We start from the raw sequence: 12,930 nt of genomic DNA on the forward strand, positions 1-12,930 counted from the left end.
CGTCCTCGCCGTGATCCCGGCCCGCGGCGGCTCCAAGGGAGTTCCGGGCAAGAACCTCGCCGAGGTCGCCGGCACCCCGCTCGTCGCCCGCGCCGTCCGCGCCTGCCGCTCCGCGCCGACCGTCACCGACGTGGTGGTCTCCACGGACTCCGACGCGATCGCCGAGGCCGCCCGCGCCGCCGGCGCCGACGTGATCGCCCGTCCGACCGCGATCTCCGGCGACACCGCGAGCAGCGAGGCCGCCCTCCTGCACGCGCTTGCCGCCTTCGAGGAACTGCACTCCGTCACCGTGGACGTGGTCCTCCTCGTCCAGTGCACGAGCCCCTTCCTCACCGCCTCCGACGTCGAGTCGGTCGCCGTGGCCGTCGCCACCGGGGAGGCCGACTCGGCCCTGACCGTGGCCCCCTTCCACGGTTTCCTCTGGCGGTCCGGAGCCGACGGCTCCGGCGCCGGGGTCAACCACGACCAGGCGTACCGCCCCCGGCGCCAGGACCGGCCGCAGGACCTGCTGGAGACCGGCGCCGCCTACGCCATGAACGCCGACGGCTTCCGCGCCGCCCGCCACCGCTTCTTCGGCCGCACCCTGCCCGTCGCCACCGACCCCTCCCGGGTCCTGGAGATCGACGACCCGCACGACCTGGAACGCGCCCGCCTCCTGGCGCCCCTGCTCGATCCGCACCCCGCACCCCACCCGCCCCCGCACACCGGGCAACACCCCGAGCCGCACCCCGACCCGCAGCCCACACCCCGCACACCCCCGCACCGAAGGACGCCCCCTGCCATGACCTCCACCCCCGACCCCCGCCTCCGAAGCTTCGGAGCGCGCACCGCGGGCCCCGGCCGCCCCGTCTACGTCGTCGGCGAGATCGGCATCAACCACAACGGCGACCTCGGCAACGCCTTCGCCCTCATCGACGCCGCCGCCGAAGCAGGCTGCGACGCCGTGAAGTTCCAGAAGCGCACCCCGGAGATCTGCACCCCGCGCGACCAGTGGGACATCGAACGCGACACCCCCTGGGGCCGGATGACCTACATCGACTACCGCCACAAGGTCGAGTTCGGCGAGGACGAGTACCGCGCCATCGACGACCACTGCGCCAAGCGCGGCATCGACTGGTTCGCCTCCCCGTGGGACACCGAGGCCGTCGCCTTCCTGGAGAAGTTCGACGTCCCCGCCCACAAGGTGGCCTCCGCCTCCCTCACCGACGACGAGCTGCTGCGCGCCCTGCGCGCCACCGGCCGCACCGTCGTGCTGTCCACCGGGATGTCCACCCCGCAGCAGATCCGCCACGCGGTCGAGGTGCTCGGCAGCGCCAACATCCTTCTCTGCCACGCCACTTCCACCTACCCGGCCAAGGCCGAGGAGCTCAACCTGCGGGTTATCAACACCCTGCGGGACGAGTACCCCAACGTCCCGATCGGCTACTCCGGCCACGAGACGGGCCTGCAGACCACCCTCGCCGCCGTCGCCCTCGGCGCCACCTTCGTCGAACGGCACATCACCCTCGACCGCGCGATGTGGGGCTCCGACCAGGCCGCCTCCGTCGAGCCCGGCGGCCTCACCCGCCTGGTCCGCGACATCCGCACCATCGAGACCGCCCTCGGCGACGGGGTCAAGCGGGTCTACGAGTCCGAGCTCGACCCCATGAAGAAGCTCCGCCGCGTCCGGGGCGAGCTGGCAGCCGTCTGACCTCCGGCCCGGCGCGTACGAGTTCCGCCCCCTGACAAGGAGTACGTGGTGACCCCCTCCGCCTCCACCCTGGCGTTCGTCGAGAGTCCGGTCCAACTCCTCAACGTGCTGGAGTGGGCGCACGCGCGCAGTGCGCCGGCGGGCCCCGGCCCGCAGCAGCCGCAGCTGGACGGGGTCCCCCGCCAGCGGGGCCCCCGCACCGGCGGGGCGGAACCCGGACCGGACCGGGGCCGCGCGGAGGGCAGCGGCGAGGCCGGGCCCGGCACCGGCCCCGCTCCGGCGGGCGCGGGGCCGTCCCTGAGGATCGTCGTCCTGCCGCCCACCGACCCCATGTCCCGCGGCCAGCTGCGCCGGATGGCCGCGCTGGCGCGGGACGAGGGGTACGAGGTGAGCTGGCAGGAGGCGCGCGGCAGCCGGTTCGCGCCGCTGAAGGCGCTGGCCGCGCTGGCGCGCGCCGTCCGCGCGGCGCGCACGGTCGTCATCGGCGACCCCTTCTCGCGCTACGTCCAGCTGCTGCTCACCCTCGTGCGCGCCGAGGAGCTCGTCGTGGTCGACGACGGCACCGCCACCATGGAGTTCATCGCCCAGACCGCGCGCGGCGAACGCCTCGTACGGTGGCACCGGGTCGGCGGCGGGGGACTGCCCGGCCGGGTCCGCGAGCTGGCGTACGCGCCCGTGTCGGCGACCGCGCGCCGCCGTTTCACCCCCGTCCGGGGCCGCGGCCACCGCGTCGAGGTCTTCAGCTCGATGCCCGTCACCGCCCACGGCGCCATGACCCTGCGGGTCAACGACTTCGCCTGGACCCGCGCCCGCTTCGGCCCGCCCCGTCTGACCAAGGGCACCGACCTGGTCGGCACCTCGCTGGTGGAGACCGGCGTGGTGGACCCGGCCCGCTACCTGGAAGCGGTGCGCGCCCTCACCCTGGAGCACGGCGCCACCCGCTACTTCGCGCACCGCCGCGAGTCCCCGGAGAAGCTGCGCGCGCTGAGCCGGGCGACCGGGCTGGAGATCGTGCGCCCGGACCTGCCGCTGGAGCTGATCGCACGGCGCGGTCCGGTCGGCAGGACGATCGTCAGCTTTCCGTCCACGGTCGTCCACACGCTGCCGTACGCCCTGACCGGTACCGGTGTGACCGTCGCCGTATGCGATGTGGACCCCGCATGGCTCACCGGGTCCGCGTCCGCGCGCGCCCGCAGTTTCCTCGCCGGCGTCACGGACACCGCCCGTGATGTGCGCAGACTCCCTGCCCAGGCGGCTCCCACGGCCGGATGAGCGCGCGAGTTTACCCCCGGGGGCACCCGGTCATGCGCCAGAGGCCGTGTTTCTTTCCCCTAACGGCATGAACTTTTCGGGATCCCCGGCCAGTTGACCCGTCCGTGGGCCTACCCTTCAACGGGTGAACCAGTTGATGTCCCGCGAGTCCCAGACCGCCCAGCCCGCCGCGTCCGACCGGCCCGAGCTGCCCGGCACACTTCCGGACCACCTGCGTACCGAACTGATCGCCTTCCGCCGGGACTTGCACATGCACCCGGAGCTCGGACACCAGGAATTCCGTACCACCGCGGCGATCAAGGCCCGGCTGGAGAAAGCCGGCCTGCGACCACGGGTGCTGAAGTCGGGCACGGGCCTGATCTGTGACGTCGGCACCTGGGACGGGGGCCGGCCGATGCTGGCCCTGCGCGCGGACATCGACGCCCTGCCCATCCCGGATGCCAAGACGCACGTCTCGTACCGCTCGACCTTCCCGGACCGCGCCCACGCCTGCGGCCACGACGTGCACACCGCGGTCGTCCTCGGCGCCGGCCTGGTGCTCGCCGAGCTCGACCGGCAGGGGCTGCTGCCCCGCCCCGTACGGCTGCTCTTCCAGCCCGCCGAGGAGGTGCTCCCGGGCGGGGCCACCGACGCCATCGACTCCGGGGTGCTGGACGGCGTGGGCCGGATCGTCGCCGTGCACTGCGACCCCCGCGTCGACGCGGGGCGGATCGGGCTGCGGGCCGGCCCCATCACCTCGGCCTGCGACCGGCTGGAAGTCACCCTCACCGGCTCCGGCGGCCACACCGCACGGCCGCACCTGACCACCGACCTGGTGACGGCCGCCGCCCGGGTGGCCGTCGACGCCCCGGCCCTGCTGGCCCGCCGGATGGACGCCCGCTCGGGCATGTCGGTCACCTGGGGCCGGATCGCGTCCGGGCACGCCTGCAACGTCATCCCGATGCACGCCGAGCTGTCCGGAACCGTCCGGTGCCTGGACCTGAACGCCTGGCACGAGGCGCCCGACATGATCCACGCGGCGATCGACGAGATCGCGACCATGCACGGGGCCAAGTTCGAGATCAACCACGTGCGCGGGGTGCCGCCGGTGGTCAACGACCCGGTGATCACCGAATTGCTGCGCGAGGCGATGGCGGCCCGCTGCGGCACCGAGTCGGTCGAGGACACCGAGCAGAGCCTGGGCGGGGAGGACTTCTCCTGGTACCTGGAGCACGTCCCGGGCGCCATGGCCCGCCTGGGGGTCCGCGCACCGGGCGACACCGCCAAGCGCGATCTGCACCGCGGTGACTTCGACGTGGACGAGGACGCGATCGCGGTCGGCGTGGAGTTCTTCACCGCCGCCGCACTGCTGGACGGACGTCGATCCGTGCCCGCCAGGTAGCGGCCGGAGCGAAGTTCCTTACAACATCAACGGATCTTCCGTCGGGCGTGTCCGGCCCTTGGTACACAAGGGCTGGGCGCGTGAAGAGTCACCAATCGGTCACTGTCCGGTTCACGACGATCCGATAACGACTCATGAACGGGCCTTTAACTGACATCTACGCGCGTTACGATCGCCGCGAAACCAGCGCCGGTCGTGGCGCTTCGGTCAGGTTTTGAAGGAGCCTCCCCTTGCGCCGGATCACCAGGATCGCCACCGTGGGCATCGCGTCCGCGGCGCTGGCCCTCTCGGCCACCGCCTGTGGCGGTAAGAAGTCCTCTGATGCCTCCTCCTCCCCCTCGGAGTCGGGTCAGAAGTCCGCTGCCATCGCGTACGACATCGGTGGCCGCGGCGACCAGTCGTTCAACGACGCCGCCTACGCCGGCCTGAAGAAGGCCGAAACCGATCTGAAGATCAAGGGCGCCGAGGCGGAGCCCACCGACGGTGAGGGCGAGGCCGACAAGGTCCAGCGCCTCACCGAGCTTGCCCGCAAGGGCAACAACCCGGTCATCGGCGTCGGTTTCGCCTATGCCCCGGCCATCAAGAAGGTCGCGCCGAAGTTCCCGGACACCACCTTCGCCATCATCGACGACACCTCGGTGACCGGTCCGAACATCGCCAACCTCGTCTTCAACGAGGAGCAGGGCTCCTACCTGGCCGGCGTCGCCGCCGCCAAGGTGTCCAAGACCGGCACGGTCGGCTTCATCGGCGGTGTCGAGGTTCCGCTGATCAAGAAGTTCGAGGCGGGCTTCACCCAGGGCGTCAAGGACACCAACCCGAACGCCAAGGTGCTCTCCCAGTACCTGACCCAGCCGCCGAACTTCGACGGTTTCGCCAAGCCCGACCTCGGCAAGGCCGCTGCGCAGGGTCAGATCGACGCGGGCGCGGACGTCGTCTACGCCGCCGCCGGTCTCGCGGGTTCCGGTGCCATCGAGGCCGCTTCGGCCAAGGGCAAGTGGGCCATCGGCGTCGACTCCGACCAGTACAACCAGGCGGGTCTGGCGAAGTACAAGGACTCCATCCTGACCTCGGTCACCAAGGACGTCGAGGACTCCGTCTTCAACGTGATCAAGTCGGTCCAGGACGGCAAGCCGACCACCGGTGAGATCCGCTACGGCCTGGACAAGGACGGCGTCGGCCTGGCCGACTCCAACCCGAAGTACAAGGCGATGACCGACGTCACCGCCGCGGTGGAGAAGGCCAAGGCCGACATCATCGCCAAGAAGATCGAGGTCAAGACCCAGCCGTAAGGCCGTCTCTGACATGTAGTCCTGGTCTCCGGGGTCCGGGAAGCGGTCTCGATCGCTCCCGGGCCCCGAGCCACGTTCTGTGATCACTATTCTGTGACCAAGTGGCCCCATGGCCGCGAGTTTTCACTTCCGACAGTGCTACGCGCGTAGAAGCATCGTGGACGCGATACTTTCACTCCCCGCCCTGTCCCCCCTGCCTTCCGCTCCTTCCGCGCCAAGGAGAGTGCGTCATCAACGCGTCCAGCCCGCCCCCCGCCGTAGAACTGCACGGCATCACCAAGCGCTTCCCCGGCGTCGTCGCCAACAAGGACATCGCGATCACCGTCCGCAAGGGCACGGTCCATGCCTTGATCGGCGAGAACGGCGCCGGCAAGTCGACCCTGATGAAGATCCTCTACGGCATGCAGAAGCCGGACGAGGGCACCATCGCCATCGACGGGGAGCAGGTCTCCTTCAGCACCCCCGGCGACGCCATCGCCCTCGGCATCGGCATGGTGCACCAGCACTTCATGCTCGCCGACAACCTCACCGTCCTGGAGAACGTGGTTCTCGGCGGCGAGAAGCTCTACGGCATCGGCGCCAAGGCCCGCAAGAAGATCAAGGAGATCTCGGACGCGTACGGCCTCGGCGTGCGTCCCGACGTCCTGGTCGAGGACCTCGGTGTCGCCGACCGGCAGCGCGTGGAGATCCTCAAGGTCCTCTACCGCGGCGCGAAGATCCTCATCCTCGACGAGCCGACCGCAGTGCTCGTGCCGCAGGAGGTGGACGCCCTCTTCGACAACCTGCGCGAGCTCAAGGCCGAGGGCCTGACCGTCATCTTCATCTCGCACAAGCTGGGCGAGGTCCTGAAGGTCGCCGACGACATCACCGTCATCCGGCGCGGCACCACGGTCGGCACCGCCGACCCGAGGACCGCCACCACCAAGCAGCTCGCCGAGCTGATGGTCGGTGCGGAGCTGCCCTCGCCGGAGACCCGCGAGTCGACCGTGACCGACGTCCCGATGCTGCAGGTGAAGAACCTGACCCTGGCCGCGAGCGACGCCGTCGTCGCCGAGCCGGAGGTCCTGGTCCCCGCGGGCGCCCCGGACTCCGCGACCGTGGAGAACGTCGAGACCGGCCGCCTCCTGCTGGACGACATCAGCCTCACGATCCACAAGGGTGAGATCCTCGGCATCGCCGGTGTCGAGGGCAACGGCCAGACCGAGCTGATCGAAGCCCTCATGGGCATGGCCGCCGCCGACGCGGGCGTGATCATGCTGGACGGCAAGGACATCACCAGGACCCCGGTGCGCAAGCGCCGCGAGGGCGGCATCGGGTACATCCCCGAGGACCGCCACCGCCACGGCCTGCTGCTGGAGTCCCCGCTGTGGGAGAACCGCATCCTCGGCCACGTCACCGAGGCGCCGAACTCCAAGCGCGGCATCCTCGACCCGAAGGCGGCCCGCAAGGACACCGAGCGGATCGTGCGCGAGTACGACGTCCGCACGCCCGGCATCGAGGTCACCGCGGCCTCGCTCTCCGGCGGCAACCAGCAGAAGCTGATCGTCGGCCGCGAGATGAGCCACAACCCGAAGTTCCTCATCGCCGCCCACCCCACCCGTGGTGTGGACGTCGGTGCGCAGGCGCAGATCTGGGACGCGATCCGCGAGGCCCGTCGCGAGGGCCTGGCCGTCCTGCTCATCTCCGCGGACCTGGACGAGCTCATCGGCCTGTCCGACACCCTGCGCGTGATCTACCGCGGCCGCCTGGTCGCGGACGCCGACCCCGCGACCGTCACCCCCGAAGAGCTCGGCACCGCCATGACGGGCGCCGCCTCGGGGCACCTGGAAGCAACCGACAACCACTCCGCCGCTGCCGACGGTGACACGACGGAGGACGAGGCCCGATGAAGAAATTCGACAAGGACCGGCTGCTCCTCGGCTTCGCCGGGCCCGTGCTCGCCCTGGTCAGCGCCTTCCTGCTGACCATGATCGTGCTGGCCGCGACGGGCATCGACCCGATCGAGCCGCTGCGCCTCATGGTGGAGAACGCCGGCTACGAGGACGTCCAGGTCCTCATCGTGAACCAGGCCGGTACGTACTACCTGGCGGCCCTGGCCGTGGCCATCGGCTTCAGGATGAACCTCTTCAACATCGGCGTCGACGGCCAGTACCGCCTCGCGGCGATGCTCTCCGCCGTGGTCGGTGCGGCCGTGGTCCTGCCGGGCCCCCTGCACCTGCTGCTGATCATCCTCGTGGCGATGTGCGTCGGTGCCTTCTGGTCCGGTATCGCCGGTGTCCTCAAGGCCAAGCGCGGGGTGAGCGAGGTCGTCTCCACGATCATGCTGAACGCCATCGCGACCAGCCTGATCGCCTGGCTGATGCTGACGAAGAACCTCGGCGTCCAGATCGAGGGCTCCAACGACCTGACGACCGGCGACATCGCCGAGTCGGGCTGGTTCCCGGCCGTGTCCCTCGGCGAGGGGCTGGAGCTCTACGGCTTCACCTTCGTGGCCTTCGCCCTCGGCATCGTCTACTGGTTCGCGCTCAACCGGACCCGTTTCGGCTTCGACCTGCGCGCCACCGGCGCCAGCGAGTCCGCCGCGCAGGCCTCCGGCGTCGACGCCAAGAAGATGATCATCACCTCGATGCTCATCTCCGGTGCGGTCGCGGGTCTCGCCGGCATGCCGCAGCTGCTGGGCGAGACGCACACCTACAACCTGGCCTTCCCGGTCGGTGTCGGCTTCACCGGCATCACCATCGCGCTGCTCGGCCGCAACAGCCCGGTCGGCATGCTCTTCGCCGCGTTCCTGATGGCCTTCATCGACAAGGCCTCGGCCTCGCTCGACCAGGCCGGGTACGCGAAGGAGATCGGCACGATCATGAAGGGCCTGATCGTGATCGCGGTCGTCGTCTCGTACGAACTCGTCGGCCGCTACGGCATCCGGCGTCAGCAGCAGAAGGTCGGCGAGGAGCTCGCCGCCGGGCACGCCATCAAGACCGACAAGGAGGTCGCGGCGTGAGCACCAGCACTGTCTCCGCGACGGCTGCCGCCCCGAAGAAGTCCGGCGGCCGCAAGAAGCTCACCCTGCCCTGGATCATGCTGATCATCGCGGGCGGTCTCGCGCTGGTCTCGCTGGTCCGCCTGATCAGCGGCGCGAACGACCTGACCTCCGTCGGCCAGGTCTCCGGCGCCCTCTCGCTCGCCGTGCCGATCGGCCTCGCCGGCCTCGGCGGCCTGTGGGCCGAGCGTGCGGGCGTCGTCAACATCGGCCTCGAGGGCATGATGATCCTCGGCACCTGGTTCGGTGCCTGGGCCGGCTACCAGTGGGGTCCGTGGACCGGCGTCATGGCCGGCATCATCGGCGGCGCCGTCGGCGGCCTGCTGCACGCGATCATCACGATCACCTTCAACGTCAACCACATCGTCTCCGGTGTGGCCGTCAACATCCTGGCGCTGGGCTTCACCCAGTACCTGTCGAACTTCACCTTCGCGGACGCGCCGGGCGGCTCCTCCAAGCAGTCGCCGCAGGTCGAGCCGATCTACAAGATCACCGTTCCAGGGTTGTCCGACTGGATGTCCGACCTCCAGGCCAAGCACTGGTTCTTCGTCTCGGACCTTGCCGGCGTCATCGGCGGCCTGGTCACCGAGCTGTCGCTGCTGACCGTCGTCGCCCTGCTGCTGATCCCGGCCACCTGGTGGGTGCTGTGGCGGACCACCTTCGGTCTGCGGCTGCGCTCCTGCGGTGAGAACCCGATCGCCGCCGAGTCGCTCGGCGTCAACGTCTACAAGTACAAGTACATCGCCGTGATCGTCTCGGGCGGCCTGGCCGGCCTCGGCGGCGCGTTCCTGTCGATCGTCGCCAGCCCGATCTACCAGGAGGGCCAGACCGGTGGCCGCGGCTACATCGGCCTCGCCGCGATGATCTTCGGTAACTGGATGCCGGGCGGCATGGCGCTGGGCGCGGGCCTCTTCGGCTTCATCGACAGCCTCAAGCTGCGCGGTGGCGCCACGAACGTCCACGCGATGCTGCTGCTGATCGCCATCGTGCTGATGCTCGTCTGCGCCTGGCAGCTCTACAAGAAGAAGTACCTGCAGGCCGGCATCTCGGCGGTCTTCGCCGCGCTGCTGTTCGTCTGGTACGCGATGACCGACTCGGTGCCCAGCCAGTTCGTGGACGCGGCGCCGTACGTGACCACGCTGCTGGTGCTCGCCCTGTCCGCGCAGCGCCTGCGGATGCCCAAGGCGGACGGCATGCCGTACCGCAAGGGTCAGGGCAAGTGACCCCGGCGCACGCCGTGGACTGGGAAGCCCTGCGGACGGCCGCCCGGGACGCGATGTCCCGGGCGTACGCCCCGTACTCGGGCTTCTCGGTCGGGGTCGCCGCCCTCGTCGACGACGGCCGGACCGTCGTGGGCTGCAACGTGGAGAACGCGAGCTACGGACTCAGCCTGTGCGCCGAGTGCGGCCTGGTCTCCTCCCTCCAGGCCACCGGCGGTGGCCGCCTCACGCACTTCACGTGCGTCGACGGCCGGGGAGAGATCCTCGTGCCCTGCGGCCGCTGCCGCCAGCTGCTCTTCGAATTCGGCGGGCCGGAACTGCTGGTGGAGACCCCGAAGGGGATCCTTCCGCTGGCGGAGATGCTGCCCCAGGCCTTCGGGCCCGACCACTTGAGATAGCCGTGCCGACGGCCCTTCGCCCCCGGGGGCGGAGGGCCGTCGTACTTCCGCAAACCCCTCTCTCTATGCGCGTAGAAGGAAGCACCACATGGACGTCATCTCCGTCATCCGTACGAAGCGGGACCGAGGCGAGCTGAGCCCGGAGCAGATCGACTGGGTCATCGACGCGTACACGCGCGGTGTCGTCGCCGACGAGCAGATGTCGGCGCTGGCGATGGCCATCCTGCTGAACGGCATGAACCGCACCGAGATCGCCCGCTGGACCGCGGCGATGATCGCCTCCGGCGAGCGGATGAACTTCGACTCCCTCTCCCGCCCCACCGCCGACAAGCACTCCACCGGCGGCGTGGGCGACAAGATCACCCTGCCCCTGGCCCCGCTCGTCGCCGCCTGCGGCGCAGCCGTCCCGCAGCTCTCGGGCCGCGGCCTCGGCCACACCGGCGGCACCCTCGACAAGCTGGAGTCCATCCCCGGCTGGCGCGCGCTGCTCTCCAACGAGGAGATGCTGCACGTCCTCGACACCACGGGCGCCGTCATCTGCGCGGCCGGCGACGGCCTGGCCCCCGCGGACAAGAAGCTCTACGCGCTGCGTGACGTCACCGGCACCGTCGAGGCCATCCCGCTCATCGCCTCCTCGATCATGTCCAAGAAGATCGCCGAGGGCACCGGCTCGCTCGTCCTGGACGTGAAGGTCGGCACCGGCGCCTTCATGAAGAACCTCGCGGACGCGCAGGAGCTGGCCCACACGATGGTCGGCCTCGGCACGGACAGCGGCGTCAAGACCGTCGCGCTCCTCACCGACATGTCCACGCCGCTGGGCCTGACGGCCGGCAACGCGCTGGAGGTCCGCGAGTCGGTCGAGGTCCTGGCCGGCGGCGGCCCCTCGGACGTCGTGGAGCTGACCATCGCACTGGCCAGGGAGATGCTGGACGCCGCGGGCATCAAGGACGCCGACCCGGCGAAGGCCCTGGCCGACGGCTCCGCGATGGACCACTGGCGCCGGATGATCGCGGCCCAGGGCGGCGACCCGGACGCGACCCTGCCGGTGGCCCGCGAGCAGCACGTGGTCACCGCCCCGGCCTCGGGCATCCTGACCCGCCTCGACGCGTACGGGGTCGGCGTCGCCGCCTGGCGCCTCGGCGCCGGCCGCGCCCGCAAGGAGGACCCGGTGCAGGCCGGCGCGGGCGTCGAGCTCCACGCGAAGCCGGGCGACACCGTCACCGCCGGCCAGCCGCTGATGACCCTGCACACGGACACCCCGGAGAAGTTCGAGTACGCCCTGTCCTCGCTGGAGGGCACCTACGACATCGCCCCGGCCGGCACGGCCTTCAAGGCGTCGCCGATCATCCTGGACCGCATCGCGTAGTTCCGCACGCTCACTCGTACGGTTGAACGGGACCGGTGGACGCCCACCGGTCCCGTTCGTCATGCTGGGATCGGTGTCATCAGCTTGAGGAGCACACCATGAGCGCACTCACCGTCCAGCACGAGCCGGTCAGTGGCGACAGCTGGGACGGTCTCGTCCGCCTCTGGGAGGAGACGGACGCGCCGGAGGGCTGCAAGGTGGAGATCATCGAGGGGATCATCACCGTGGCGCCACCGCCTGCCAACCACCACAACTTCATCGCGGCCAAGGTGCATCGATGCCTGCTGGCGGCGATTCCCGAGAACTGGGAGATCTTCCAGACCCTCAACGTGGCCGTCCCGTCCCGCAGTGGCCTGTACATCCCGGACGTGGTGGTCGTCCCGGAAGATCTGGTCCTCGAAGACGACGGCAACTTCATCTCAGCCTCTGCTGCGGAGCTGGCCGTCGAGATCACCTCGAAGTCGAACGCTTCGCACGACCGCATCGCCAAAGCCGCCGGATATGCCCAGGCAGGGATCCCGCTCTACCTGCTCGTCGACGGCCACGCGCCTGGCGGCGCGACCATCACCCTCTACGGCGAGCCCGGCAACGGTGTTTACCGGGTCCTTCAGGCCGGCAAGTTCGGTGAGACCTTCCACCTTCCGGCACCCTTCGACCTCAAGCTGGACACCTCCAACTTTCCGATGCCATGACCTGCGCGACCGGCATCGATGAGTTCCGGGTGCCGGGGGAGTCACCCCCCATGTGACGACCAGACGACTCGTACTGCCCGGACCCGGCCCGACCGGACACGACACGGCCCGACTGTGCGCCCGGCTGGCCCGGCTGTACGAGGGCGGGGCGACGGCGGTGGAGTGCGACGCCGGGGCCGTCACCGCGCCGGACCTGGCCGCCGTCGAGGTGCTGGCGCGGCTGCGCCTCACAGCCCGGGGCCGGCCGCTGCGCGTGACCGGCGCCGGCCCCGCGCTGCGGGCGCTGCTGCACCTCGTAGGCCTCGTCGAGCTGCTCGGCGAGCCTGGGGAGCGGGAACCGCCGGACGGTGTCCAGGAGTAGGGCGGCCTTCCGAGTGGTTCCGGGCGCACTGCCGGTGGCGCCGTCCCGCCCGGCCGGACCGCGGTGTCAGAGTGCTGACTTGCCGGGCTGCCAGAGGGGGCGGCGGCTCACGCCCAGCCGCCCCGCACGCCCGCCGCCGCCATGTCCACGTGTCGGGTGCACGGTGTGGCTCACGCTCCGGTGTTCCCGGCCGGCCAGCCGTGAATGAGGGTGTCGCGTGA

At 70.5% G+C, this 12,930-nt stretch carries 11 protein-coding genes and 1 pseudogene; all 12 read left to right on the forward strand.

Going from position 1 to position 12,930, the window contains the following annotated elements:
• Positions 1 to 10: 10 nt before the first annotated feature.
• Positions 11 to 385 (forward strand): annotated as a pseudogene (locus OG472_RS27415) (cytidylyltransferase domain-containing protein); the annotation flags it as partial.
• A gap of 396 nt (positions 386 to 781) precedes the next feature.
• Entirely contained in the window at positions 782 to 1,690 is a 909-nt protein-coding gene (locus OG472_RS27420) for an N-acetylneuraminate synthase family protein (protein WP_405943212.1), read from the forward strand.
• Between the two features lie 48 nt (positions 1,691 to 1,738).
• On the forward strand, positions 1,739 to 2,962 hold the full coding sequence (locus OG472_RS27425) for a hypothetical protein (protein WP_405831707.1): 1,224 nt from the start codon (positions 1,739 to 1,741) through the stop codon (positions 2,960 to 2,962).
• Between the two features lie 136 nt (positions 2,963 to 3,098).
• Positions 3,099 to 4,343 (forward strand): amidohydrolase, encoded by a 1,245-nt coding sequence (locus tag OG472_RS27430; RefSeq protein ID WP_401607865.1) that lies wholly within the window; start codon positions 3,099 to 3,101, stop codon positions 4,341 to 4,343.
• Positions 4,344 to 4,573: 230 nt separating this feature from the next.
• Positions 4,574 to 5,632, forward strand: coding sequence for a BMP family protein (locus OG472_RS27435; protein WP_401607162.1), 1,059 nt, complete (start codon positions 4,574 to 4,576; stop codon positions 5,630 to 5,632).
• A 230-nt stretch (positions 5,633 to 5,862) separates the two neighbouring features.
• Entirely contained in the window at positions 5,863 to 7,521 is a 1,659-nt protein-coding gene (locus OG472_RS27440) for an ABC transporter ATP-binding protein (protein WP_405834941.1), read from the forward strand.
• A complete protein-coding gene (locus OG472_RS27445) occupies positions 7,518 to 8,633 on the forward strand; it encodes an ABC transporter permease (protein ID WP_401607159.1) in 1,116 nt (371 codons plus the stop codon). The genes OG472_RS27440 and OG472_RS27445 overlap by 4 nt, the downstream gene beginning before the upstream one ends.
• Entirely contained in the window at positions 8,630 to 9,895 is a 1,266-nt protein-coding gene (locus OG472_RS27450) for an ABC transporter permease (RefSeq protein WP_405942168.1), read from the forward strand. The genes OG472_RS27445 and OG472_RS27450 overlap by 4 nt, the downstream gene beginning before the upstream one ends.
• Entirely contained in the window at positions 9,892 to 10,290 is a 399-nt protein-coding gene (locus OG472_RS27455) for a cytidine deaminase (protein ID WP_383565368.1), read from the forward strand. The genes OG472_RS27450 and OG472_RS27455 overlap by 4 nt, the downstream gene beginning before the upstream one ends.
• A gap of 88 nt (positions 10,291 to 10,378) precedes the next feature.
• Complete coding sequence (locus OG472_RS27460; protein ID WP_405942169.1) at positions 10,379 to 11,656, forward strand: thymidine phosphorylase; 1,278 nt, start codon at positions 10,379 to 10,381, stop codon at positions 11,654 to 11,656.
• Positions 11,657 to 11,754: 98 nt separating this feature from the next.
• A complete protein-coding gene (locus OG472_RS27465) occupies positions 11,755 to 12,348 on the forward strand; it encodes a Uma2 family endonuclease (protein WP_405942170.1) in 594 nt (197 codons plus the stop codon).
• Positions 12,349 to 12,400: 52 nt separating this feature from the next.
• The gene (locus OG472_RS27470; protein WP_401607152.1) at positions 12,401 to 12,709 is read left to right on the forward strand and encodes an STAS domain-containing protein; all 309 of its coding nucleotides are present in this window, start codon (positions 12,401 to 12,403) and stop codon (positions 12,707 to 12,709) included.
• Positions 12,710 to 12,930: the final 221 nt, after the last annotated feature.

The sequence above is a fragment of the Streptomyces sp. NBC_00207 genome (assembly GCF_045160965.1).
In the GTDB taxonomy this organism is placed as follows: domain Bacteria; phylum Actinomycetota; class Actinomycetes; order Streptomycetales; family Streptomycetaceae; genus Streptomyces.

Bases quoted from the DNA above. Each gene is read 5' to 3' on its own strand.
- OG472_RS27420 (WP_405943212.1), top strand. From the start codon at position 782: ATGACCTCCACCCCCGACCCCCGCCTCCGAAGCTTCGGAGCGCGCACC.
- OG472_RS27430 (WP_401607865.1), top strand. From the start codon at position 3,099: ATGTCCCGCGAGTCCCAGACCGCCCAGCCCGCCGCGTCCGACCGGCCC.
- OG472_RS27445 (WP_401607159.1), top strand. From the start codon at position 7,518: ATGAAGAAATTCGACAAGGACCGGCTGCTCCTCGGCTTCGCCGGGCCC.
- OG472_RS27460 (WP_405942169.1), top strand. From the start codon at position 10,379: ATGGACGTCATCTCCGTCATCCGTACGAAGCGGGACCGAGGCGAGCTG.
- OG472_RS27465 (WP_405942170.1), top strand. From the start codon at position 11,755: ATGAGCGCACTCACCGTCCAGCACGAGCCGGTCAGTGGCGACAGCTGG.